22 protein-coding genes are annotated in these 24,977 nt (G+C 37.4%); 9 read left to right on the plus strand and 13 right to left on the minus strand.

Annotated features, from left to right (window positions below; translation table 11 throughout):
• The first annotated feature begins 45 nt into the window (after positions 1-45).
• The 9 genes from ACQ2HF_RS16050 to miaA all read left to right on the plus strand — a co-directional run bounded on the left by ACQ2HF_RS16050 (position 46) and on the right by miaA (position 7,861).
• Entirely contained in the window at positions 46-825 is a 780-nt protein-coding gene (locus tag ACQ2HF_RS16050) for a hypothetical protein (RefSeq protein WP_432411437.1), read from the plus strand.
• 74 nt (positions 826-899) lie between these two features.
• Positions 900-1,103, plus strand: coding sequence for a hypothetical protein (locus ACQ2HF_RS16055; RefSeq protein WP_432411438.1), 204 nt, complete (start codon positions 900-902; stop codon positions 1,101-1,103).
• Complete coding sequence (locus ACQ2HF_RS16060) at positions 1,100-1,540, plus strand: PIN domain-containing protein (protein ID WP_432411439.1); 441 nt, start codon at positions 1,100-1,102, stop codon at positions 1,538-1,540. Before ACQ2HF_RS16055 ends, ACQ2HF_RS16060 begins: the two co-directional genes overlap by 4 nt.
• A gap of 133 nt (positions 1,541-1,673) precedes the next feature.
• Entirely contained in the window at positions 1,674-2,561 is an 888-nt protein-coding gene (locus ACQ2HF_RS16065) for a 3-hydroxybutyryl-CoA dehydrogenase (RefSeq protein WP_432411440.1), read from the plus strand.
• Between the two features lie 66 nt (positions 2,562-2,627).
• Positions 2,628-3,866 carry a DUF1015 domain-containing protein gene (locus ACQ2HF_RS16070; protein ID WP_432411441.1) on the plus strand — a complete coding sequence of 413 codons (1,239 nt, stop codon included), beginning with the start codon at positions 2,628-2,630 and terminating at the stop codon, positions 3,864-3,866.
• 107 nt (positions 3,867-3,973) lie between these two features.
• Entirely contained in the window at positions 3,974-4,630 is a 657-nt protein-coding gene (locus tag ACQ2HF_RS16075; protein ID WP_432411442.1) for a YggS family pyridoxal phosphate-dependent enzyme, read from the plus strand.
• 25 nt (positions 4,631-4,655) lie between these two features.
• Complete coding sequence (locus tag ACQ2HF_RS16080) at positions 4,656-6,035, plus strand: exonuclease domain-containing protein (protein WP_432413110.1); 1,380 nt, start codon at positions 4,656-4,658, stop codon at positions 6,033-6,035.
• Between the two features lie 42 nt (positions 6,036-6,077).
• Positions 6,078-6,941, plus strand: a complete 864-nt coding sequence (locus tag ACQ2HF_RS16085; protein ID WP_432411443.1) for an ion transporter — start codon at positions 6,078-6,080, stop codon at positions 6,939-6,941.
• The gene (gene miaA / locus ACQ2HF_RS16090) at positions 6,941-7,861 is read left to right on the plus strand and encodes a tRNA (adenosine(37)-N6)-dimethylallyltransferase MiaA (RefSeq protein ID WP_432411444.1); all 921 of its coding nucleotides are present in this window, start codon (positions 6,941-6,943) and stop codon (positions 7,859-7,861) included. Before ACQ2HF_RS16085 ends, miaA begins: the two co-directional genes overlap by 1 nt.
• Before the next feature lie 37 nt (positions 7,862-7,898).
• Here the strand turns inward: miaA and ACQ2HF_RS16095 are convergent, their stop codons facing one another.
• The 13 genes from ACQ2HF_RS16095 to ACQ2HF_RS16155 form a co-directional block, all read right to left on the minus strand.
• On the minus strand, positions 7,899-8,615 hold the full coding sequence (locus tag ACQ2HF_RS16095; RefSeq protein WP_432411445.1) for a response regulator transcription factor: 717 nt from the start codon (positions 8,613-8,615) through the stop codon (positions 7,899-7,901).
• 3 nt (positions 8,616-8,618) lie between these two features.
• Entirely contained in the window at positions 8,619-10,181 is a 1,563-nt protein-coding gene (locus tag ACQ2HF_RS16100) for a sensor histidine kinase (RefSeq protein ID WP_432411446.1), read from the minus strand.
• Between the two features lie 74 nt (positions 10,182-10,255).
• Positions 10,256-10,840, minus strand: a complete 585-nt coding sequence (gene coaE, locus ACQ2HF_RS16105; protein WP_432411447.1) for a dephospho-CoA kinase — start codon at positions 10,838-10,840, stop codon at positions 10,256-10,258.
• Between the two features lie 8 nt (positions 10,841-10,848).
• Positions 10,849-11,796: a hypothetical protein gene (locus ACQ2HF_RS16110; RefSeq protein WP_432411448.1), complete on the minus strand. Its 948-nt coding sequence runs from the start codon at positions 11,794-11,796 to the stop codon at positions 10,849-10,851.
• A gap of 16 nt (positions 11,797-11,812) precedes the next feature.
• Complete coding sequence (locus ACQ2HF_RS16115) at positions 11,813-12,814, minus strand: glycosyltransferase (protein ID WP_432411449.1); 1,002 nt, start codon at positions 12,812-12,814, stop codon at positions 11,813-11,815.
• Positions 12,815-12,890: 76 nt separating this feature from the next.
• A complete protein-coding gene (locus tag ACQ2HF_RS16120; RefSeq protein WP_432411450.1) occupies positions 12,891-15,905 on the minus strand; it encodes a T9SS type A sorting domain-containing protein in 3,015 nt (1,004 codons plus the stop codon).
• Between the two features lie 144 nt (positions 15,906-16,049).
• Positions 16,050-18,926 carry a T9SS type A sorting domain-containing protein gene (locus ACQ2HF_RS16125; protein WP_432411451.1) on the minus strand — a complete coding sequence of 959 codons (2,877 nt, stop codon included), beginning with the start codon at positions 18,924-18,926 and terminating at the stop codon, positions 16,050-16,052.
• A gap of 157 nt (positions 18,927-19,083) precedes the next feature.
• A complete protein-coding gene (locus tag ACQ2HF_RS16130; protein ID WP_432411452.1) occupies positions 19,084-19,902 on the minus strand; it encodes an enoyl-ACP reductase FabI in 819 nt (272 codons plus the stop codon).
• A 48-nt stretch (positions 19,903-19,950) separates the two neighbouring features.
• The gene (recN, locus tag ACQ2HF_RS16135; protein WP_432411453.1) at positions 19,951-21,603 is read right to left on the minus strand and encodes a DNA repair protein RecN; all 1,653 of its coding nucleotides are present in this window, start codon (positions 21,601-21,603) and stop codon (positions 19,951-19,953) included.
• Between the two features lie 69 nt (positions 21,604-21,672).
• Positions 21,673-22,563, minus strand: a complete 891-nt coding sequence (locus tag ACQ2HF_RS16140; RefSeq protein WP_432411454.1) for a DUF4835 family protein — start codon at positions 22,561-22,563, stop codon at positions 21,673-21,675.
• Complete coding sequence (coaBC, locus tag ACQ2HF_RS16145; protein WP_432411455.1) at positions 22,556-23,767, minus strand: bifunctional phosphopantothenoylcysteine decarboxylase/phosphopantothenate--cysteine ligase CoaBC; 1,212 nt, start codon at positions 23,765-23,767, stop codon at positions 22,556-22,558. The genes ACQ2HF_RS16140 and coaBC overlap by 8 nt, the downstream gene beginning before the upstream one ends.
• Before the next feature lies 1 nt (position 23,768).
• On the minus strand, positions 23,769-24,104 hold the full coding sequence (locus ACQ2HF_RS16150; RefSeq protein WP_432411456.1) for a DNA-directed RNA polymerase subunit omega: 336 nt from the start codon (positions 24,102-24,104) through the stop codon (positions 23,769-23,771).
• Between the two features lie 12 nt (positions 24,105-24,116).
• Positions 24,117-24,959 carry an outer membrane protein assembly factor BamD gene (locus tag ACQ2HF_RS16155; protein ID WP_432411457.1) on the minus strand — a complete coding sequence of 281 codons (843 nt, stop codon included), beginning with the start codon at positions 24,957-24,959 and terminating at the stop codon, positions 24,117-24,119.
• Positions 24,960-24,977: the final 18 nt, after the last annotated feature.

Here is a 24,977-nt window from a genome sequence, read left to right on the forward strand (position 1 = left end):
GCGTTTTGATATGCGTTTGAAACTTAGTTTGTATAAATTTAAAATATGCTAAAACAAATAATTCTTATTCTCTTATTAATTCCAATGTTGATTCATTCTCAAGAAAAATTTGAAATTTTTAGAGAAAATAAAATAACTGAGCATCAATTGGGAATTGATAAATATTCTTTTGTTCATCAAATTTGTCCTGACACATTTTTCATGACCGAATTATATCATAATCTTGATTATGATGAAATGACAGCCATTATTAAGGAAATTTATGATGGAGTTACTAGAGTTGATAAAGTTCAAGTGAAATTTGAAAAGACAAGTCCAGCTCCAGCACAAATAACTTATTCAGTACACGAGACACCTGAACAAGGAGAGATTTATATAATGTTTACAAATTTTAGCAACGCAACAAGACAGTTTGAAGAAAAACCAGATCCAGAAGATCAATTAGCAAGATGGTATTTTCTAAAAGATGACCGCTTGGTATATAGAAAGGATTTGTATTCTTTAGAAACTGAAGAATCAAAACTAAATTCTGAACGAAAATCTGATATTATTGAATATTATATTTTTGATGAAAATTTAGATAATGACAAAAAAATCCAACCACTAATTGATGAAATCTTATCTTCTGGAGATAATGGTTTGGATAATTATTTCACTCAAATATATCAGATTCAATATTATTTATTGAATAAAGAAATTAAGAAAGCAGGAGAAGCACTTAATAGTCTAGAAAATTACTTTTTTTTGAATCAAGCTATCCCTAGAAATAAAAAGATTTACTTGAATATAGTAAAAGCTGAATATGAAGTTATGACTCGACTATAAAGTTGTTTGGGCAAACCAAATAAAAATAGAACTTCGCGCCAGCGAAATTCAATAAAAAATAAGTACATTTAAATATGCAAATTGAAAGAACAAATAAGGAAATTGTAATCCGACTAGCTTCGGGAACTGATTTAGTTGGTCTTCAACGGATTTTGGATTACCTTAAATTCCGTGAAATAGCTTCAAAAAGTAAAGCATCTCAAAAACAAATCGACGAAATTGCTACCCAATCTAAAGATTCATGGTGGATTAAAAATAAAAGTCGTTTTGTAAAGTGAAACTAGTTGTAGACACTAATATAATTTTCAGCGCACTTTTAAGCCCAGAAGGAACCATAAGTGATTTAATACTTAATTCTTCGGATGTATTCGATTTCTATTCGCCCACATTCGTCCTTGAAGAACTTGATAATCACCGAGCCAAACTTTTAAAAATTACTGATTTATCAAAAAAAGAGTTAGATTTTCTACAAATGATGCTTTTCAAAAAGATTGATTTAATAGATCTAGAATCCATTCGTACAGCTACATTTGAAGCAGCAGTTAAACTAACTAAAAATGTTGATAAATTTGACGCTCCTTTTATAGCTCTTGCTTTAGAATTAGAATCGCCGCTTTGGACAGGTGACAAAAAATTAATTAAAGGAATATCCAAGCAAGGAATTGGTTGGGTTTTGTCAACAAGTATTATAACAGAAATAAGGGATTCGCATTAAAATAGTTTCATAAAAGTATTTCCATTGTCCATAAAATAAAGAACAAATAAAAAATTGAAGTTCGCGCCAGCGAAATTCAATAGACACTAAATAGAGATTTCCACCTACGTGGAAATGACAAAAATAATATTACATGAAAAACGTAGCAGTAATAGGCGCAGGAACTATGGGAAACGGAATTGCCCACACCTTTGCGCAAACCGATTATAAAGTTCACTTGATAGATGTTTCGCAAGCATCCCTCGACAAAGGCATCGCCACCATTACCAAAAATCTGGACCGGATGGTTGCCAAAGAGCGTATTACAGAAGAAGACAAACAACGCACTTTAAAAAACATTACTATCTATACCAGCCTAGAAGCAGGTGTAGAATTTGCAAGTTTAGTAGTAGAAGCAGCTACCGAAAACTTGGATCTAAAACTGAAAATATTTCAAGATCTTGACAAGTTTTGCCCAGACGATACTATTTTGGCAAGTAATACTTCGTCTATTTCTATCACCAAAATTGCGGCGGCTACCTCCCGTCCGGACATGGTGATTGGGATGCACTTTATGAATCCTGTACCCATTATGAAATTAGTGGAAATAATTAAAGGCTATAGTACAAGCCAAGAAACGTATGACACGGTACAAGAAATTTCAGAAAAACTACAAAAAGTTCCCGTAGAAGTAAATGATTATCCAGGCTTTGTTGCCAACCGTATTTTAATGCCTATGATTAACGAGGCCATTGAAACCTTATACAATGGTGTTGCTGGCGTGGAAGAAATTGATACGGTGATGAAACTAGGAATGGCACACCCCATGGGACCTTTGCAATTAGCAGATTTTATAGGGTTGGATGTATGTCTTTCTATCTTGAACGTAATGTACGACGGTTTTAAAAATCCAAAATATGCTCCATGTCCGTTATTGGTAAATATGGTGATGGCAGGAAAAATGGGAATAAAAAGTGGCGAAGGTTTCTATGATTATTCAGAAAGCAGAAAAGCAGAAACTGTAGCGAAAATGTTTCTTTAACTAGTTGGCAGTGGCAGTAGCAGTAAATAATACTGCAAGCTGCAACTGCCACTGCAAACTAAAAAAATGCCTAAAATCCTTCCATTTAAAGCCATCCGTCCCACTCGGGATAAAGTGAGCCTGTTGGCATCGCGCTCGTATGAGAGCTATACGCCAGAGGAACGGGAATCGCGCTTACGGGACAATCCGTTTTCGTTCTTACAGATTTTAAATCCTGGCTTTAAATACCAAAAGGAGATTTCGGGCAAGCAGCGTTATAAATTGGTTAAGAATAGGTATCAGGAATTTAAAGAGGATGAAATATTTATGCAAGACGAAAAGCCTTGCTACTATTTCTATAAAATTGTGAATCGCGACGGACTGGAGTTCCACGGAATTGTCGCCGCAGCAAGTGCAGAGGATTACGAAAACAACCTTATAAAAAGACACGAAGCTACGATTGAATATAGAGAAAACACATTTAAGGAATATTTAAAAACAGTAGGCTTTAATGCCGAGGCTGTGCTCCTCACCTATCCAGATCATTCAGAAATTGAAAGGCTATTTGCTAAGGTCATGGAAACACGTGCCGAATATGAATTTACGACCACCTATCGGGATACTCACTATGTTTGGAATGTAGATGATGAAGCAATTGTGAGCCAGTTGCAGGCATATTTTGCCGAAATGAAAGCCGTCTATATTGCAGATGGACACCACAGATCTTCTTCTTCAGCATTATTGGCAAAAGACTTAAAAGCGAAGAACAAAAAGCACACAGGAGAAGAATCGTATAATTATTTTATGAGTTTTTTGATTCCTGAAAGTGATCTTAAAATTTACGAATTTAATAGGTTAATAAAGGATTTAAACGGACTGAGCAAAGAAGAATTTTTGATAAAGCTTGATGCACTTTATCGTATAGAAAGTCGAGGTGTTGCGTATTACAAACCTTCTAAAAAACATCATTTTAGCATGTATCTGGACGGTGAGTTTTATTCTCTCTACTTAAGAAAAAATAATTATAAAATTAAAAATGCCCTGGACGGATTAGATACTCAAATTTTATACACCACCATCTTAAAACCTATTCTTGGAATTATCGATGTACGCAATGATACCCGTTTGGAGTACGCCGATGGGAAAAAAGACCTGGTTTTTATAAAAGGCGAAGTAGACAAAGGCAACTTTAAAGTAGGTTTCGGTTTGCTTCCGGTAAGTGTGGATGAAATGAAACAAATAGCAGATGAAGGCTTAACTATGCCACCAAAAAGCACTTACATTGAACCTAAATTAAGAAGTGGTGTTACTATTTATGAGTTTTAACTTTTCAATACATTTTTTTTAAAGTATACGTTGTTTTAAAAAATCACTCAGGAACCCCCACTCGTCAAGAAGTTTAATTGAAGCAAATCACCAACAATACATTTTAGATGTCCATTTCAGAAAATATACAAGAATTTACCAAAGTAATGCCCGATAATGTCACCTTAGTTGCGGTTTCCAAAACCAAACCTCTAAGCGATTTACAAGAAGCATATGATGCGGGACAGCGGGTGTTTGGCGAAAATAAAGTGCAGGAAATGGAAGCCAAATGGCAAGAACTTCCTAAAGATATTGAGTGGCATATGATTGGTCATGTGCAGCGCAACAAGGTGAAATACATGGCACCTTTTGTGAATTTGATTCACGCTGTAGACAGTCCCAGATTATTAAAAGAAATAAACAAAGAAGCAAAGAAAAATAACAGAGTTATTCAGTGCTTACTACAACTTAAAATTGCTGAAGAAGACAGTAAATTTGGAATGAGTGAGGCAGATGCCAAGGCGTTATTAACTTCGGAAGCCTTCAAAAGTTTTGAAAATATTTCGGTGGTGGGCCTTATGGGAATGGCTACTTTTACCGATAGGCAGGAACAAGTAAGAAACGAATTTAAAAAACTGAAACGTATGTATGATGATTTCAGTAAAACACAACAAGATTTTACTATCTTGAGTATGGGAATGAGCGGCGATTACCAAATAGCTCTGGAAGAAGGCAGTACTATGGTTCGCGTAGGAAGCTCTATTTTTGGCGAACGCAATTACTAGTCACAAACCATAAATTACAAATATTATTTATACAATACTAGACATAGAAACCACAGGCGGTAAGTTTAACGAAGAAGGCATTACCGAAATTGCCATCTACCGCTTTGACGGCCATAAAATTGTAGACCAGTTTTCCAGTCTGGTAAATCCAGAGCGGAAAATTCAGCCTTTTGTAGTGAATCTTACGGGTATTAATAATGAAATGCTGCGTAGTGCTCCAAAGTTTTACGAAGTAGCCAAACGCATTATTGAAATTACAAACGGGTCTATTTTAGTAGCCCACAACGCAAAGTTTGACAATAGAATTCTTACAACCGAATTTGACAGATTAGGGTACGACTTTGACAAAGAAACGCTGTGTACGGTAGAGTTAAGCAAAGAGCTTATTCCAGATATGCCTTCGTATAGCTTGGGTAAACTGGTGCGTTCCCTGGGAATTCCAATTACCGACAGACACCGGGCACAAGGCGATGCCAAGGCTACGGTAGAATTATTTAAGTTATTGCTTCAAAAAGATACCAACAAGGAAATTATCCGGGCTTCGGTGAGGAAAGATCCCAAGCGGCATTTGGACACCAAATTACTAGATTTAATTGCTGAAGCACCTTCGGAAACCGGCGTGTATTATATGCATAACGAAGCTGGCGAAATTATCTATATTGGAAAGAGCAAAAACATAAAAAAACGCCTCACCCAGCATTTTACAAGTGACAACAGGAAGTCTAAGAAAATACAGTTGGAAGTGGCTGCTATTACGTATGAGCTTACTGGAAATGAACTCATAGCACTATTAAAAGAATGCGAAGAAATTAAACATACAAAACCGACCTACAACCGGGCATTGCGAAGAACTTTGTTTCAATATCAGTTAGGGTCTTTTGTGGACGAACACGGGTATATAAACCTTTCTATTGAAAAAGCAGATGCCCGTAAAAAAGCTATCACCACTTTTAGTAATTTCCAACAGGCGAAATCTTCGGTATATGCTATTACCGAAAAATACAACCTGTGTCAAAAATTAACAGGATTACATAAAACAAAGGGCAATTGTTTTAATTATACAGTGAAAGACTGCCAGGGCGCCTGTATTCAAAAGGAAACTGCCGAAGATTATAATGTACGGGCACAATTATTTCTGGATGAATATAGTTATGCAAATCAGCATATGCTGGTGATTGACAGAGGACGAGATGTGGATGAACGTTCGGTTATTTTAATTGAAAATGGCATCTATAAAGGCTTCGGTTTTTATAATTTGAATTACCAGATAAACAATCCTGCCGTACTAAAATCTATTATTACGCCTATGTCCAATAACAGGGATGCACAACACATTATACAAACATATCTTAAAAAACGACGGGTTTTAAAAATTATTCCTTTGGCTACAGACCCAGTTAATTAAAGAAACTTACTTACTTTTATAAAAAAACAAAAATCTTCCTTATTGGAACCCACTAAACAAAGTACCTGGCGACGAGATTTGCATACCATCATTTATGAGGCAGATACACCCATGGGCAAACTGTTTGATGTAGTCCTGCTTATTCTTATTTTGGTAAGTGTGATTTTTGTAATGGTGGAGAGTGTTCGTGGTTGGCCCGAGTATGTTTATGATTATTTATATTATGGCGAATGGGTAATCACCATCTTTTTTTCGTTTGAATATGTAGCACGTATTATTACCATTAAACGTCCCTCTAAGTATATTTTTAGCTTTTACGGGATCATAGATTTTCTATCTACCATTCCGTTATACCTATCATTTATCTTGGCTGGAACCAATGTTTTATTAGCCGTGCGCGCCTTACGTTTGTTACGCGTTTTCAGGATACTAAAAGTTACACGCTACATAGGAGAATCTAATAAATTGCGAAAAGCATTGATGGATAGCAGGCCAAAAATCCTTGTTTTTTTATTCGCTGTCCTTATTATTTCCATTATTGCAGGAACGCTAATGTATCTGGTAGAAGGTGAACAAAGTGGTTTTGTAAGTATTCCAGTAAGCGTTTACTGGTGTATTGTTACTTTAACCACTGTAGGTTTTGGTGATATTGCGCCCGTGACACCTCTAGGACAGTTAATCGCAGCTATTATTATGATTATGGGGTATGGTATTATTGCTGTGCCAACCGGAATTGTAAGTGCAGAGTACACGAAGCGTATGGGCACACCAAAAGTAGACGATAAAGATTACGTTCATGTAAACTCACAGACATGCCGGAACTGCAATGAGACAAAACATAGGGACGATGCAGATTTTTGCCATCACTGTGGTACCGAATTGCACGACGAAGATATTATAAAGTAATGGCAACAACTCCTCTACTCATTTGTGTGGTAGGCCCTACTGCTATTGGAAAAACTACTTTAGGGATCGCAATCGCCACACATTTTTCTACTGAAATACTTTCGGCAGACTCACGACAGTTTTTTAAAGAAATGACCATAGGCACAGCAGTTCCTTCTGCGGAAGAATTGGCAGCAGTTCCCCATCATTTTATTCAGAGCCGAAGTCTTTTTGATGCGTATAACGTGGGTGATTTCGAAAGGGATGCGCTCGCGAAATTAAAAGAGCTTTTTAAGGAACACAGTGTGGTTGTTTTGGTAGGAGGTTCAGGCTTGTATGTGGATGCTGTAGTAAAAGGTCTTGACACATTTCCCAAGGTTTCTGAAACGATTAGACGTCAACTTACTAAAGAATTTAAGGAACTTGGATTACTTTCATTACAACAAGAATTAAAAGAAAAAGATCCTGTTTATTATGAGAGAGTAGATCTTCATAACCATCATAGAGTGATACGTGCTTTGGAAATAATTCGTGGAACAGGAAAACCTTTTTCTTCTTTTTTACATCAGGGCGCTGCCCAAAGAAATTTTAATACAATCTATGTTGGACTTACAGGAGAAAGAGCCTTAGTGTATGATCGCATTAACCAACGTGTCGATTTAATGATTGCAGAGGGTCTCTTGGAAGAAGCAAAAGATTTGTATCCACATAAAGATCTCAATGCCTTGCAAACTGTTGGCTATCGTGAACTATTTCAGTTTTTTGACGGTACCATTTCTAAAGATGAAGCCATTTCTGAAATAAAAAAGAATACGCGCAGATTTGCAAAAAGACAAGGAACTTGGTTCAGAAAAAATGAGGCAATTAAGTGGTTTGATTATACCACTCCCGTTTCAGAAATTTTTGCCTTTATAGAACACAAAAACGCCACCCCGAAATGAATCAGGTGGCGTTTATGACACTTTTTATCATTTTCTTTTACTGGTCTACTTCGCTTTTAACCACTAAACGAAATCCTTCCCCATGAATATTAATAATTTCAACACCTTCGTCTATACTTAGGTATTTACGTAGCTTGGCTATGTACACATCCATACTCCGTGAGGTAAAGTAATTGTCGTCTCTCCAAATTTTGGTCAACGCCAACTCCCGTGGCATCAGGTCGTTTTTATGTAAAGCAAGTAACCGCAACAATTCATTTTCTTTTGGTGACAACTTGCTTGGATCTTGCTTTTTAAAAGTCAAGAAACGTAACTTTGAGTTTAAGTGGAAATTTCCAATTTCAAATTCAAATTGCTTGCTGTCTGCTATAGAATCTGTCGCTTTACGCTGGATGATTGCTTTAATTTTCATTAGCAATACTTCACTGTCAAAAGGTTTGTTTAGGTAGTCGTCTGCACCCACTTTATATCCTTTTAAAACATCTTCCTTCATTGCTTTTGCAGTTAGGAAAATAATTGGCACATCTTCATTTTTCTCTCTAATTTCTTTAGCGAGTGTAAAGCCATCCTTATATGGCATCATTACGTCCAGAATACATAGATCGTAATCGTCTTTTTTAAATTTTTCAAAACCTTCCATACCATTTTTGGCGTGAACAACATCGTAGTCGTTCATAGCTAGGTAATCTTTTAATACGGTTCCAAAGTTGGGATCGTCTTCTACTAATAGGATTTTCTTGTTTTCAGTTTCCATGAGTTATGATATTAAGTGTAGTTTAATTATGAAGGTACTTCCTTTATCTTTTTCGCTTTCCACGTAAATTTCGGCATCGTGATCTTCCAAAATTCTTTTTACATAGGCTAATCCCAGACCGTGTCCTTTTACGTTGTGAATGTCTCCGGTATGTTCTCTATAAAATTTTTCAAATATTTTTTTCTGAACTCCTTTGGTCATTCCAATTCCCTGGTCTCTAATTTTTAATATAATGGTGTTTTTTACATTTTCAGTATACACATCTATTTTTGGCTCGTCTTCAGAATATTTTATACCATTATCCAAAATATTCACAACTACGTTGGTAAGGTGTGAGTCGTTAGCGAGTACTGAAGATTTTAAAGCTCCAAAATGAGTTTTCACATAACCACCTCTATCTTCTACAATAAGTCCCACGTGAGATACCGCATTTTCAATAATATCGTGTAATTTTAAGCGCTCTTTTGGCAGGTCTAATTCGTTCTTTTCCAATTTTGAAATACGCAGTACATTTTCTACTTGTGCATGCATTCTGCGATTTTCGTCACGAATCATCCCAAGATATCTTGTCAAAAATTCTTTATTGTCTTTTACCTTAGGATTATTTAAAGCATCCAAAGCCAGATTGATGGTAGCAATGGGTGTCTTAAACTCGTGCGTCATGTTATTTATGAAATCGGTTTTTATTTGAGAGATCTGTCTTTGTTTAAATAACTGAGATAGCGCACTGCTGTAAGCTAAAACAATCACCCCGGTAAAAATTAAGGATAATACTGCCATTCCTAAAATAGAATTGAGTACTTCTTGTTTTTTCTCTGGGAAACTCACAAATAACTGGTATTGTGTTTTTAAATCTTCATTCACAAATAATGGAGCACTGTAGGTGTTATCCGGGTCTAACTCAAAATTATCTGATTGCACTTTGGTCGCTAGACTTTTACTGAAAACTGCATACTCAAAAGGCGAAATTATTCCTCTTTCTTCTAATTCTTTTTTCAAGTTTGTCTCAATTTCTTCTTTACTAACTCGCTGATGAATTGGTTTTTTTTCTGAAATATTTTTAAAAGCAGATTCAAACTGTTTCTTTTCAAAATCGGTCAACCTACTTAGGGTCTCAAATCTTGTTACAGCTTCTTCAGCCCCATCGATTGCATCTTTGATTTTAATTTCTTCTCTGCGATTGGTGATTCTTTTAAATTTTATACTATCTATTTCAGTATCAAAAATATTTGTAGAGAGCTTAAAATCTTCGGATAAGATGCTATTGTAAAAAACACTTTTTTCTTGGTTGCGGTCATCTCGTATTGCGTACAACAACTCATTGACGGTAATTTGTTCTGGATTCCCTAAGCTATCCACGATATCGCTGTAAATATAGTAGTACTCATCCAGCTCTCTTTCCTGTATGGCTCTTGAGACATTTAACAGGGAGTTTTTAACAGTAGAACTAAATTGTTCATCTTTGGTTTTATAGGAATTAGAGATCCAATAGCCTTGAACAAAAATTATCCCTAGAAGGGATAAACTCATCATTAAGATAAGAAAGACGAATAGTTTTTTGTTCATCCACCAAAAGTAAGATTTTAACATTTAGCTCTAGGATGCTTTAACCAAATGTTAACACTATAGAAGGAACGCTATTACTGGGATTTTAGAAGTTTTTTATGCAATGCTAAAACGGCTTTTTGTGTTTTCTCCAAATCAGTATTCTCTAGTACGGTATGTGCTAATTTTATTTTTTTCGCATCACTCCATTGGTTTTTCATACGGGCAAGGACCGCCTCTTCTGTGGTATTGTCCCGCTGAAGGAGTCTTTTAATTTTTACTTTCTTTGGAGCAGTAATTAAAATAGTATAATCGCATTCCTTATACCCTCCGTTTTCAAAAAGAATAGCAACTTCCTTAATACAATACACACCTTCCTGTTGTTTTACCCAGCGTTTGAAATGGGCTTTTACTTTTGGATGAATTATCTGGTTAACCTGTTGTAAAATTTTTTCATCATTGAAGATATACGCTGCTACAAAAGATCTATTTAACCCAGTAGAATCATAGGCAGCTTCCCCTAAAAGTTCGATAAGTTTTTTTCTAATTATTTTAGACGAATTCGCAAGCTTTTTGGCTTCCACATCGGCAATATACACTGGCACTCCTAACTCTTTAAACATAGCAGCAACCGTTGTTTTCCCACTTCCTATACCTCCTGTAAGTCCAACAATTTTCACGTTACTTTTTATTTAAAAATTAAAAAATCTATTTTTTTTGTTAGCATTTCTATGTTCTTTGCTTCTTTTGGAGCGCTCACTAGTGTTGGAGTTAGAAAATTTTCTTCGGTATTTCGTTGCTTGTAATCACAGACAATTTCAAAATCCTGAGCGATTATGGATGCAAATTTTTCGATAGGAACTATAAAAGTTATTTCTATTCTTTCAGGTATTATTTTTAATGTAGTTTGCTTGGGTACATTTATAAGTTTTATGGGAAGTACCAGTTTTTTCTGTGCAAATTCTTTTACGGTCTGCTTTACAACCACATCTTTTGTTTTTGAATACAATTCTGCAAAAGGCAATTTTTCAAGCGTTATTTTATTCGAAATATTCTTATCTACATTCTGTAAGACCAATTCGTTTGTAGTGATACTCACTATTGAATCTAGTAGTTTCTTTGGTCCAGCCACACTAATAGAATCTGGCGAAGGTGTAAGTGTATCTACCTTTTTAAATCCTTTTTTGTAGGTTATCAATGCATTTACAATAACTGGAATTTTTTTAGATTGTACTCCTTCTAAATCTAGTGTCATTCCAGATTTTGATAAATTTCTAATTTCACCCGAATAGCTAATTTGCGCTGCAATTTCTTCTTTTAAATTTTCAGTGGAGAGTAACGCTTTCTTATTGGTGTCATCAAAGTACTTTGAAACATCTATTGAAACAGTGGGTTGCTTCATTTTATATACCAAAAAATTAAATCCGTTTGATGTAATATCGAATGTTATGCTGTTTTCATTTTCATCACCCAACAAATAATTTTCCGGCAAATTGGTATACACTAAACTTGCTTCAATTTTTGCAGAATTTTCTTTTGAAAATTTAGTGAGTGCCCAGAAAATGATGGCCAACAGCAAAAAGAAAAAGAACATATTAATTTTTATGCTTCTAAAAGATTTTTTTGGAACTGCCATAAACGTTTGCTATAGTTTATTTAAAAAATAAGTTAGGGAATTGTATTTCGGGATCTCTCCCTACCCATGAAATATAGAACGTAGATTTCAGAAAAGCTAATCCATATCCAAAAAATTGGATAAAAACAGCCCAAATAACCAAACATCCAATATATACACTTTTATTTCTGGCACTAGCGTCTATAAAAAGAACACCTAAATACCCCAATAATGGCATTAATAAAATAGGCGAAATAAACACGCCACAAACTATCGATACTATTGAAAAAAGAACAAATAAAGTTGGAAACCAAAATGTTATTTTAGCAGCGTTAGGATGCCATTTGTTTAATATAGGGCGTACCATACCAAACTTTTTTACTTGTGTATGAAACTTTGACCAAGAAATCCTTCTTTTATGAAACACATATGCATCGGGAATAAAAACAGTTTTAAAACCAGATTTTACGATACGTTGGGATAAATCCGGATCTTCTCCTGGATGTATTTTTGCAAACCCTCCTGTGCTAACAAATGCTTTTTTAGAAAGTCCCATATTAAAACTTCTGGGTTCGAAAGTAGTTATACTTTTCTTACTCCCTCTAATACCTCCGGTAGTTAGGAAAGAAGTCATCGTATAATTTATTGCTTTTTGTAAAGGGGTGAAATTAATATGAGCTGCATCTGCACCCCCATAACAATCTACGTAGGAATTTTCTAAAAAATAGTCTACCGTTTCTAGATAATGTGGAGGAACTAAACAATCTGAATCTAAAATAACAAAGTAGTTTCCCGTTGCTTTTCGCATTCCATAATTTCGTGAGTCTCCAGGTCCTGAATTTTCTTTATAGAAGTAAGAGATACAAAGTTTCTCTGAAAATTCTTTTACAATTCCTTCAGCACTTTCAGAGCTTCCATCTTCTACAATTACGATTTCAAAAGGTCTGGTATATGAAAGTACCAAAAAACTTTCCAAGAGTTCTTTAATTTCTTGGGGTCTGTTGTATACTGGAATAATAAACGAGTAGGATCGTTCCATTGTTCAGCAAAGATACTGAATAAAAAAAGCCGCCCCAGTATTACTAGGGCGACTTTAGGTTAATTATATGAAAAAATTACTGTTTTACAATCTTGTAAATACCAACTTCTCCTTCTACAACAACTTTCATAATGTAGGTTCCAACACTTAAGTTGGCTACATCAAGACGTGTACTGCTAGCACCAACTTTTTGGTCCACAACTGTCTGTCCTAAGATGTTATAGATAGTTGCACTGTCTATACCACGTGTTCCTGCATCCAGATTCAACTCGTTGTTGGCTGGGTTAGGGAAGTACGTAAATCCGTCTACAACAGCATCACCTACCCCAAGGAAGAAATCTCCATCTATTACAATATCTGTAATTCCCTCGTGGTTTGCTACGTAAACATAGTAGGCTTGTCCTGCTACTACTGGAATGGAAGTAGTTACGCCTGGTACACATTGGTTATCGAACCAAGGAACTAATGTAAGCTCTGTTTCCATTGCCGTTTCAGTTGGAGCTGTATAGAATGTTACAGAAGTATATCCTGCTGGAGACGTTACCGTTGCTGTAGCGGTACCTCCTATTTCTGCAACAAAGTTATACCATACCCCTAAAACTCCTGCGTTATCACAGTCTGCTGGACTTCCAGCTTCTGTAGTTGCCGCTGGCATAGGTACTGCTGGATCTGTGTAAGGGAATCCTATTTCGTCTACATCAATAGAATTTGCGATCCTATCGTTTGGTGGTGGAACCGGAGTACAAGACAAGTTTAGTGAGAAATCACCAGAAGCACCTGTCAGAAAAAATCCGTTTACCAAAATATAGTAAGTAGAAACACCATCTCCTTGGAATGAAACCTCAGATTGAAGATCACAAGAATCATCATTTTCAGCAACACAAACCAAAGTTCCACAGTCATCACCTGAATATATTACCAATTTACTATCATATGTAGTTCCTCCATCACATAGAGATACTGTATAATCTGTAACTAATCCTGAAGTATCTTCTATTTTATACCAAACTCCTGGAGCATCGTTCCCACCACCACAATCTGGAGCACCAAGATCTGGAGTAGCAAATAATGTAGAGCCTAAAATGGTTTCACCGCAAGCAATTGATGTTGCGTCGTCACAAAGGTCATTATCTGCGACTGGGTTACAGCTAACTTCTAAACTGTAAGCACCTGCACTTGCAGCTCCAAATCCTTCAACTGCTACATAATACGTAGTAGTACCATCGGATACAAAAGATACCTGAGACTGAAAAGCACAGAAATCATCATTGTTAGCCACTTGAGTACCTCCACAAGAATCATAAACCGTTAATCTTGAATCATACGATGTCCCTCCGTCACAAAGGGAGAATGTCACAAATTCTTCAGCACCAGTTCCTGTGTAAGAGTACCAAGCATCTGGAGAGGTATTAAATCCACCTGTATCTGAATTAGTAGTAGTATCACCTGTTTCAACATCGCCACAAGACATTGCAATGGCACCAGCACATTCGTCGAAAGTTGGAACCTGCATAAAATTAATGTCCATTACTAAATCTGGGACACCGCCACCTATACCACACGCACTTGATGGCATCCAAGTAGTACAACCAGTTCCAAATAAATTATCGGTATCTTCCCAAGCAGATTCACCGTCATTTCCATCGGTAGCTGTAAACCAAAACCATTGCCCTGCTAAACCAAATTCCATACTAACAGCAACGGACACAAAATAGACCGTATCTCCCATAAGGTTAATTTGTGAGGAAGGTGTTAACGTGAAAACTCCAATTCCAGCTGGGTCAATTGTTGCAGCATCATACGATTCTGTATAAAGCAAAGTTCCTGGTACACCACCATTATCGTTATAAATATTTAAGACAATTTCAGAATTAGGATCATTTAACGCGCCACCCGGCATTGTAAAAAAACCAGAAGCGGTTATATCACAAATAGCCGCAGCTTGAGTCGAAGCTAATGGAATTACAAAATCATCTGCAGAGATTCCGCGCCCATTAAAATCCGGAAAAATTTGTGATGCAGATCCTGAGGTAGTAGTTAACGTATTCGCATAATTAATATCACACACTGGACCGCCACCACCACACACAATACCAGAATCAGTCACATCATCTCCTCCTATCAAAGCACCTGATGCTACAACGGAACCTCCACACAGTATTTGGTATGAAGGGGTATTATCATTGAATGTACCCATAGCTTCCATATAAAACTCAAGGGGTGCATTTGCTGTAGTAACCATACTCGTTTCGTCATAACCACCTCCACCTGGAGCGTAATTCCCTCCACTTAGTATAACTGCTGTGGTATTATCCCGTAATTCCCATGAAACTTCGTCACCAAATCCAGCGCCAAAAATTCTAACAGTCCATTCGTCACCACCACCGCCACCACTAACATCGTATGTGACACCTCCATTCCACACACGTGGATTGAAAATTGGACCCGTAAAAGGAACATTACTTCCAGACCCAAGGTCTATAGTTAAGTCTGCGTTTGCGTATTGTTGGTTTGTACCGTCACCGTTTGTATAGGTGTGACTATGGGCTCCATCAAGAACCAGAGCTATTGCATACGTAGTACTTGCCAATAATGTAATTGGAGCTGCAAATGTTGCTGTAGACGGTAAACCTATTCCAGCACCAGTTCCTGCGCCAGTACCAACAGGTGCACCCCAAGGTGCAGGATTGTCTTGATTTCCAACATAGGTTCCAACAAATGCATACATATCTACTGTAAAAGCACCAGTTCCAGTGTTCATATCTACACTTGAAATGTCTATATCTTGCGGCCCAACGGTTATATCAAAATAAACGGTACCTCCAGGGTCACCACCATTCCCACCTGCGTAGAGGGTTGAAAGTGTTGTGGCAAATGCATTTCTGTTTTTAACAATTTTTGCATTTGGATGGTACGCATGCATGTTGCCATCGTCTCCAAGAAGCATTTCTACAGCGCCACTCTGAGTGCTTGTAGTTTGCGAATTAGCAGTTCTATTTTGCATTTCACTTGAAACAGCCTGCTTTTGCAGTTGCTGAGCGAATCCAAAAGAACATACTAACATAAGCATTAGTAAGGTAATTTTTTTCATAATATAATAAAGTTTAGTTAATTTATGTTAAATCTAGTTTTTTTTTATGTAATTACCTAATAGTGAGCCTTGTATTTTTGTAAAAAAAAAGCCTTCCCAAATACATTGGGAAGGCTTTAAATTTAAAGTTTTGTATACTAGAGATTATTGCTTTACAATCTTGTAAGTTCCAACCTCTCCTTCAACAATTACTTTCATAATGTAAGTTCCAACACTTAAGTTGGCAACATTAAGACGTGTGTTGCTAGCACCAACTTTCTGGTCCACAACTGTCTGTCCTAAGATATTATAAATAGTTGCACTGTCTATCCTACGTGTTCCTGCATCCAGGTTCAACTCATTGTTGGCCGGGTTAGGGAAATACGTAAATCCGTCTACAACAGCATCACCTACACCAAGGAAGAAATCTCCATCTATTACAATATCTGTAATTCCCTCGTGATTTGCTACATATACATAGTAAGCTTGTCCTGCTACTACTGGAATTGATGTAGTCACGCCTGGCACACACTGGTTATCGAACCAAGGAACCAACGTAAGCTCTGTTTCCGTAGCAGCTTCAGTTGGAGCTGTATAGAACGTTACAGAAGTATATCCTGCTGGAGATGTTACCGTTGCTGTAGCGGTACCTCCAATTTCTGCAACAAAGTTATACCATACACCTAAAACCCCTGCGTTATCACAGTCTGCTGGACTTCCAGCTTCTGTAGTTGCTGCTGGCATGGCCACTGCTGGATCTGTATAAGGGAAGCCTATTTCGTCTACATCAATAGAATTTGCGATTCTATCGTTTGGTGGTGGTACTGGAGTACAAGACAAGTTTAGTGAGAAATCACCATTACTTGTTGTTCCAAAACCGTTTACTAAAATATAGTAGGTAGAACTTCCATCCCCTTGGAATGAAACCTCAGATTGAAGACCACAAGAATCATCATTTTCAGCAACACAAACTAGTGTTCCACAATCTCCTGAATATATTACCAACTTACTGTCATACGTAGTACCTCCATCACATAATGATACGGTATAGTCTGTAACCAATCCTGAAGTATCATTTATTTGATACCACAATCCTGGAGAAGCGTTTCCTGCTCCACAGTCTGGGGCGCCAGGATCTGATGACGCTCCATTTGCAGTACTTCCTAATACGGTTTCACCACAACTAATAGAGCCAGCAGTTTCGCAATCGTCTAAAGGAACCACACATGTTAAAGCTAAGCTATATGCTCCAGAACCAGTGCCAAATCCTTCAACAGCTATATAATAAGTAGTTGTACCATCTGATGTAAATGTAACTTCAGATTGAAGACCACAAGAATCGTCATTATCTATAACCACAGCACCTCCACAAGAATCATAAACAGTTAATATTGAGTCATAGCTTGTTGCACCGTCACATAATGAAAGTGTAATAATCTCTAAGAAACCACTACCTGTATAAGAATACCACGCGTCTGGAGAAGCATTGGCTCCACCAGTGTTTGTATAATTTGCAGTATCTCCCGTTTCAATAGCTCCACAATCCATTGCAATGGCATCAACACAGTCATCATTAGTAATGATAACAGCATCTGTATCTGGTACACTTACCCAAGTAACTTCAGAATTAGCAGGGTCATTAATATTACCCACAACTGTGGTCGCGCCTGTCGTAATATTTACAGATCTCCATTCTGCGCGAGCAGCTCCGGGATTGTATGCAGCTAAAAATAAAGTATCACTATTTGGATCCCATGTCATTCCTTGTGCAAAATTAGCATCAAAACCGGTAGCACCTACCAAAGTGGCAACACCAGTAACCAGATCTATGGTATAGATTTCATCAGTACCTAAATCGTGAACATACATTATACCTGCTCCTGTAATGGCAATATCTGCAAGGCCAGCACTACCTGTTCCTGTAATAGGGGCAATTAGCGTAGAGGCACCCGTAGCCGTATCTATAGTATATAAATCAAGATTCGTATCAAAACCATACAGTACCCCATCTACTGGGTTAGAAGAGAAACCAACATATCCTTCGGTCATAGGCCCTACAAGTGTGTAAGCCCCTGTTGCGATATCTACACTGTATAAAGTACTTATTAATGTTGTTGTATTTAGTGTAGCTACATATGCAGTTCCAGCATTGCTAGTATCAACATCTCCAGCCAATTCAAAATCTCCATCATTAGCACCAAGTGAAAGAGATGTAAATACCTCAGGTGCAACTGGATCAAAACTTCCGTACATATTCAAATTAAATGCCTCAAAACCATAAGCAATTGGCGTACCGCCACCGCCGCCACCGCCGGCAGGTACTACCTCAGCTTCCCAGCCACAAGTATTAACCACACCACTAAATCTGGAAGCAAAAGTTAAGCTACCATTAGTAGAAGTAAAAGTTGTCATACCTGCATTGATCATGTCAACGAGTTCATCACCGTCTACAGAACTATTCCAAAGTTCTGGGTCACCTGAAGTAGGATTCGCAGCAGATCCACTACCATTTGTGGCAGTAACGGGACCTGAGCCGTCAAAAATGGCAAACCAGTCAAAATTTCCAAAGACTCTGAAAGAATTGAAGGTTACCGAAATCTGTTCACCCGGAGGGGCATCAAGGGTCGTAACTGTGATACAGTCACAATTTGGATAATCACCTGGGTCTCCTGAAGAAGTCGTTGAACAATCACCTCCTGGGCCGCCATTTATTCCATCAGATGGATCATAGATGAAGTCTCCTACATTTGCCACGAAGGTTTCAGTGGCACCCGCCGTAGGAATAATGTCTGCCAAACGATTCACAGAACTAGATCGCTTGTATGCTTTTATAAGCGCTATTTCTTCTGAAGTAAAATAATTTGTAAGTGGCATAGCAGTTGTGCCAATGTTTTCGAATCTATTTACAAGGTCCTGAACATTAGTGCTCTGACCTTGTACTGCTTTCGCTGCCTGAATTTCCGCCATTTCTGCCGGTGTTTGCGCAAAGAGTGTTCCGACAAAGCAGAACATCATTGCCCATAAAAGGGTAGTTTTTCTCATAATACGTTTAAATTTTAGTTAACTTTTCTTAAAAGTATCTAAAATTTATCATAATGACAATATAATTCGATAAAATTAGAGTATTCCCGATAAACATCATAAAAAATCCGCCAAGAGAACATCTGGCGGATTTTTTATGATGTTTATGAGGTCTTATTTACTCAGTTTCAACAAATTTTTCCATTACCAAATCACTCACTCCCATATTGCTGAAACCTCCGTCGTTAAATAAATTCTGGAGCGTTACGCGCTTGGTTAGATCACTAAACATTGCAATGGTATAATTGGCGCAATCTTCAGCAGTTGCGTTGCCCAAGGGAGACATTTTTTCAGCATAGGCAATAAAGCCATCAAATCCTTTTACACCTTGTCCAGCAGTAGTTGGGGTTGGTGATTGCGAAATCGTGTTCACACGCACTTTTTTATCTTTTCCGAAGAAATATCCAAAACTTCTAGCAATAGACTCCAAATACGCTTTATTATCGGCCATATCGTTATAATCTGGGAATACACGTTGTGCCGCCATATAGGTTAATGCGACAATGCTTCCCCATTCATTCATAGCATCTTTTTTGTACAAAGTCTGCATAGTTTTATGGAAAGAACCCGCCGAAACGTCCCACCCTTTATGCGTCCAATCGTAATTCTGATCTGTGTAATGTTTGCCTTTTCTTACGTTTACAGACATCCCTATAGAGTGGAGTACAAAATCTAATTTTCCACCTAAAATCTCCATAGCTTGCTCCACTAAATTTTCAAGATCTTCTATGTTGGTTGCATCTGCAGGAATGATCTGAGATCCGGTTTTTTCTGCCAACGTTTTAATCTGCCCCATACGCATAGCAATAGGCGCATTTGTAAGTACAAAAGTTCCACCTTCTTCGTGAATGCGTTCCGCAGTTTTCCAAGCAATAGAATGCTCATCCAATGCTCCAAAAATAATTCCTTTTTTTCCTTTTAATAGATTGTATGCCATGGGTATATTGTTTACTATTATTTTTTTTGTTGGTATGCAAATATACAGTTAATTGCGCAATTGTTTAGCGTGCGCCAAGGCCGAATCCGTCAACGTATGACCGCCAATCATTTGAGCAATTTCTACAATACGTTCTTCTTCGGTAAGCTGCTTTAACTGTGTGGTAGTAACGTTATGTATATCTTCTTTGTACACTTTTATTTGCTGATTTCCTTTCGCGGCAATTTGGGGTAAATGCGTAATACTACATACCTGCATTGTGCTACTCATTTGCTCCATAATGGTTGCCATTTGCTGTGCAATTTCACCCGAAACACCTGTATCAATTTCATCAAAAATAAGGGTAGGTAAATTTTTATAGCTTGCCAAAACAGCTTTTATAGACAACATTATTCGGCTTAATTCTCCTCCTGAAGCTACTTTTTTAAGCGCTCCAAATTGCGCTCCTTTGTTGGCCGTAAAAAGCAAATCTAAAGCATCGGTTCCTTGTGCTGTAAATTCTGAAATTTTAGTCATCTTAAACTGAAACTGCGCATTGGGTAATCCCAGCATTTTCAAGAATGTTTCTAACTGATTTTTAAGTTTTGGAATCACCTCTAATCTGGTTTTATGAAGTTTTTCTGAAACTTCCAACAAACTCTCTTTTGCTGTTGTAACGGAAGCTTCCAACATCGCAATTCGATTGTCTACATTGGCAGTTTCGTCTATTTTAAAGGCTAAATCATTTTCAATCGCTATCAATTCTTCAACCGTGGCAACCGTGTGCTTTTGCTGAAGTTTATACAGGGTTTGTAAGGTAGCTTGTATTTGAAACAATGCTGAAGGATCTGCTTCCAGATTTTCAGCTTGCGTTGCCACTTCTTCCTCTATATCTTCCAACTCAATGAGCACACTGTTTAAACGCTCCCAAAGCGTCTCATATTCCGAAGAAAAAGATTTAATTTTTCCTAACTGCAAACGGGCTTCTTTGGCAGTTTCCAACACGCCAACTTGCTCGTCAGAAAATAATTTTGAAACACTTGCCAGGCTTTCCTGGATGGTTTCGGCATTGTTCAGTTTTTCGTAGGTTCCTTCTAACGCTACTTGATCAACTTTTGAAAGCTTTGCTTCTTGTAGTTCGGTATATAAAAAGGTATGGTAATCTAGTTCTTTAGCACTTGTCTCCTTTTCAGCAACAAGAGTTCGCAATTCGCTTTGTAATTTTTTAAAGTCCTGCAAACCTTCAACATAGTTTTGCAGGAGCACATCATTCCCCGCCACGGCATCAATCACTTCTAATTGATTTTTTTCGGAAAGCAAGGAGCGTGTTTCGTGCTGACTGTGAATATCTACCAGCCGTTCTCCTAATTGCTGTAATTGCTGTAAGGTAACAGGAGTATCGTTAACAAAGGCCCGGGATTTTCCAGAAGGCAAAATTTCACGACGTATAATAGTATGATCTTCGTAATCCAGATCTAGCGTTTCAAATAATTCTTCCAACTTGTAAACAGCTATTCTAAAATCGCCTTCTATAATGCACTTTTTAGCAGAATTTTTCACACTACTATTATCGGCTCGTTTTCCTAAAAGCAAGGAAAGAGCACCCAGTAATATAGATTTTCCTGCACCAGTTTCACCTGTAATTGTAGTAAGACCAGTAGAGAAAGCCACCTTAATATCATCTATTAAGGCATAGTTTTTTATGGAAAGTTGGGTTAGCAAGGCACGTTTGTTTTGTGCTACTAAGATAGCAGAAGTTTACTTATTTCAACACGAAAGACAGCTGAAATCCTAAAACTTAATATCTGCCCAAGTACTTCTTCTGGTAGGTGCCATACGGTTTAAATTTTCTATAAATTGCGTGATGTTCACCTTAGGACCTCCGCTAAATATAGCGGCAATTTCATCACTTTTCGCATCAAAGAAAGTACGTAATATAAAAGAATTGGGTCTGCGATCGTTAATGCTCTTTAGGCTCTGTATCGCTTCTTGCACCTTTGTTTTGGAAACCTTCGGATCTCTTTGCATAGCATCCATTCCTTCTATGTGATAGATATACATAGCTTCGTGAAATTCTTGATACACATTACTTAACAACGCATCATTATATCTAAATCTGGACTGAATTCCATCTGTAGACTTCCAGCCAGAAAAGTTGCTAGAGGCTGCTGTATTTACAATTTGTTTGGCAGTTTCAAAATAAGGAGCTCCCCCATTTAATTCGAACGTGTCCGCATCCAAACCAATAACCGTATATACGTGATATGCCAAAACCGACATCAAATTAGAATCGAAAGTATTGATGTTAAATGTAAGTGGTTGAAATTCTACATAATCGAACGAAAATTGCTTGTCGTTATAATTGTAAATAGGACTATCATACGTAGAGCCATATACTGGACGTGAGGCCTGTACCTGTAAAGTCCCTCCAAAAGAATCTCCATCGTACGAATTTAAAATAAGTGTAAAATTACAATCAATCCGCTCTTGGTTCAAAAACTTTTTATTAGTCCATTGGGTATTGTTGATAAAATCTGTCAACTGGTTCTCCAAGGTTCTAAAAACTTGCTGATTGGGCTGTCCTGTTTGTTCTGCGTCTATCGTAATACTAGCGTTTAACTCCTGTGCACCCGCAGTAAAGCTAGCAAATAATACGACTATTGAAAGTAAAATCTTATGCATGAATCTGTTGTAAAATGTATTGTAAAATGTCTTTAGCGACTTCTGTTTTGGGTTTAACTGAAAAAGGAACCACTTTATTGTCTTTTGTTATAAAGGTTACTTTATTAGTATCTCCTTTAAAGCCCGCCCCTTTATCTTTTAGCGAATTTAACACAATTAAGTCTAAATTCTTTTTTTCGAGTTTACTTTTTGCATTTTCCAGTTCATTTTGAGTCTCTAAGGCAAACCCCACTAAAAATTGATTGGTTTTAATCTTTCCTAGAGAAGCCAAAATATCATCTGTTTTTTCTAGCTGAAGGATAAGCGCACCTTCTTTCTTTTTGATTTTTTCTGAAGCTACTGTTTTGGACCTATAATCTGCAACAGCAGCACTTAAAATTGCGACATCACAGGTATTAAAATGTTCGTGAACTGCCACGTACATTTCTTTTGCAGACAGTACCGAAATCGTATTCACAAAAGAATTTTTTAAGACAACGTGGGATGGTCCTGAAACTAAAATAACCTCAGCACCCAGGTTGGCAGCCTCATCTGCAATGGCATATCCCATTTTACCACTGCTATGGTTTCCTATAAAACGCACGGGATCAATCGCTTCATACGTTGGACCAGCCGTGATTACTATTTTTTTACCTTTCAACGGAAGGTTCTTGCCTATTTCAGCTTCCAAAAAAGCAAGGATATCTTCTGGCTCTGCCATACGCCCTTGCCCCACAAGACCGCTTGCCAATTCGCCATGGGTAGCAGGTATTTGAATATTTCCGAAAGAAGCTAACGTCTTAAAAGTAGCTTTGGTAGAGGGATGCTGATACATGTCCAGATCCATTGCTGGCGCATAATAAACAGGACATTTTGCCGAAAGATACACAGCCAGCAACAAGTTGTCACAAGTACCGTGAGCCATTTTAGAAAGTGTATTCGCCGTGGCTGGGGCTATTACAAATAAGTCTGCCCAAAGGGCCAACGCTACGTGGTTGTTCCATTGGGCATTATCATCTTCTTCGTTGGTAAACGAGGAGTGTACTTCGTTTTTAGATAGTGTTGAAAGCGTAAGCGGTGTAACAAATTCTTTTGCCGAAGGCGTCATAACAACTTTCACCTCGGCTCCCGACTTTACAAACAACCTAACCAAATATGTTGTTTTGTAAGCGGCGATACCGGCAGTAACGCCAAGTACAATTTTTTTACCGCTTAAAACAGACATATTATTCGTCTATAGCTTCGTCTGCAGTGTTGCGGTAGTAGATTTTTTCATCCAACCATTCCTGTACTGCTAGTGCGTGCGGCTTAGGTAACTTTTCGTAAAATTTTGAAACTTCGATTTGCTCTTTGTTTTCAAAAATTTCTTCTAAACTGTCATTGTACGTAGCAAACTCATCCAATTTTTCCAACAGCTCTTTTTTAATGTCTCCATTAATCTGGTTAGCTCTTTTTGAAATTATTGATATAGCTTCATAGATATTCCCTGTTGGGGCATCTATTTTGTTTTTGTCTATCGTTGTAGTGTTGATAGGCGCTTCAGAATTTTTAATATCGCTCATAATGGGTGTATATTAACGTGTAGGTTCTTCTTCTAGTATGGTAATTTTTTTTGCTTCGATTTCTCGGGCAATCTCGTCTGCTTTTATTTTTATTTCAGAAGTATCATTTTTATAATATTTCTGAAATGAATTATAGTATCCTTGAGCCGTAATTAAACGTTCCTGCACCAAACTAGGCACACCGGTTATCGCTCTTTTATAAGCCGCTTCCAACCTACCATAGTAAGCTTCTTTTTTGTAGGCAGATCCTGGATGGTCTACAATAAAATTCTCGAAAGCCTCTATGGCGGGAATATAAGACCCCAGATAATCTGCTATATTTAAATATTGCATGGCTACCTCAAAATCCTTTTTTTCCAATTTTTCGCGAAGTTCTTTCACCAAAACGTTGGTCTCTAAGCGGTACTCAGAATCCGGATAATTATTGATATATTTTTGCATCTTCTCTAATGCAGTTCTGGTGTCTTTTTGATCCAATGAAAAGCGAGGAGATAATTGGTAATAGCTTTTGGCCGATTTGTAGGCAGCAACTTCTACGCTGTCACTTTGTGGAAAGGAAGTCTCAAAACGATCAAACTGGTAACCTGCCAAATAGAAATCTTCCAACTCATAGAAAGTATTGGCGTATATAAACATAAGACGCTCTGCCTGAGGCTTACCTCGGTATGCAGGAACTATTTGTTCCATAAGCTTAAGAGCTTTCTTATATTTCCCTGCATTGTATAAAGAATCTGCCCCAGCATATTTTGCTGCGGTATCTTCAGATCTTAATAATTTCTGATAGTCGCTACAAGAGCCCAAAGAGACCGCTGCAAGCAAACTAAGAAATGTGATTTTAATGTATTTCAAAAACATCGTGCAAAAGTAGTGAAT

The sequence above is a fragment of the Rasiella sp. SM2506 genome, from assembly GCF_050859505.1.
Taxonomy (GTDB): Bacteria; Bacteroidota; Bacteroidia; order Flavobacteriales; family Flavobacteriaceae; genus Marinirhabdus.

Bases quoted from the DNA above. Each gene is read 5' to 3' on its own strand.
- ACQ2HF_RS16050 (WP_432411437.1), top strand. From the start codon at position 46: ATGCTAAAACAAATAATTCTTATTCTCTTATTAATTCCAATGTTGATT.
- ACQ2HF_RS16055 (WP_432411438.1), top strand. From the start codon at position 900: ATGCAAATTGAAAGAACAAATAAGGAAATTGTAATCCGACTAGCTTCG.
- ACQ2HF_RS16065 (WP_432411440.1), top strand. From the start codon at position 1,674: ATGAAAAACGTAGCAGTAATAGGCGCAGGAACTATGGGAAACGGAATT.
- ACQ2HF_RS16070 (WP_432411441.1), top strand. From the start codon at position 2,628: ATGCCTAAAATCCTTCCATTTAAAGCCATCCGTCCCACTCGGGATAAA.
- ACQ2HF_RS16075 (WP_432411442.1), top strand. From the start codon at position 3,974: ATGTCCATTTCAGAAAATATACAAGAATTTACCAAAGTAATGCCCGAT.
- miaA (WP_432411444.1), top strand. From the start codon at position 6,941: ATGGCAACAACTCCTCTACTCATTTGTGTGGTAGGCCCTACTGCTATT.
- ACQ2HF_RS16095 (WP_432411445.1), bottom strand. From the start codon at position 8,615: ATGGAAACTGAAAACAAGAAAATCCTATTAGTAGAAGACGATCCCAAC.
- ACQ2HF_RS16100 (WP_432411446.1), bottom strand. From the start codon at position 10,181: ATGAACAAAAAACTATTCGTCTTTCTTATCTTAATGATGAGTTTATCC.
- ACQ2HF_RS16110 (WP_432411448.1), bottom strand. From the start codon at position 11,796: ATGGCAGTTCCAAAAAAATCTTTTAGAAGCATAAAAATTAATATGTTC.
- ACQ2HF_RS16115 (WP_432411449.1), bottom strand. From the start codon at position 12,814: ATGGAACGATCCTACTCGTTTATTATTCCAGTATACAACAGACCCCAA.
- ACQ2HF_RS16120 (WP_432411450.1), bottom strand. From the start codon at position 15,905: ATGAAAAAAATTACCTTACTAATGCTTATGTTAGTATGTTCTTTTGGA.
- ACQ2HF_RS16125 (WP_432411451.1), bottom strand. From the start codon at position 18,926: ATGAGAAAAACTACCCTTTTATGGGCAATGATGTTCTGCTTTGTCGGA.
- ACQ2HF_RS16130 (WP_432411452.1), bottom strand. From the start codon at position 19,902: ATGGCATACAATCTATTAAAAGGAAAAAAAGGAATTATTTTTGGAGCA.
- ACQ2HF_RS16140 (WP_432411454.1), bottom strand. From the start codon at position 22,563: ATGCATAAGATTTTACTTTCAATAGTCGTATTATTTGCTAGCTTTACT.
- coaBC (WP_432411455.1), bottom strand. From the start codon at position 23,767: ATGTCTGTTTTAAGCGGTAAAAAAATTGTACTTGGCGTTACTGCCGGT.
- ACQ2HF_RS16150 (WP_432411456.1), bottom strand. From the start codon at position 24,104: ATGAGCGATATTAAAAATTCTGAAGCGCCTATCAACACTACAACGATA.
- ACQ2HF_RS16155 (WP_432411457.1), bottom strand. From the start codon at position 24,959: ATGTTTTTGAAATACATTAAAATCACATTTCTTAGTTTGCTTGCAGCG.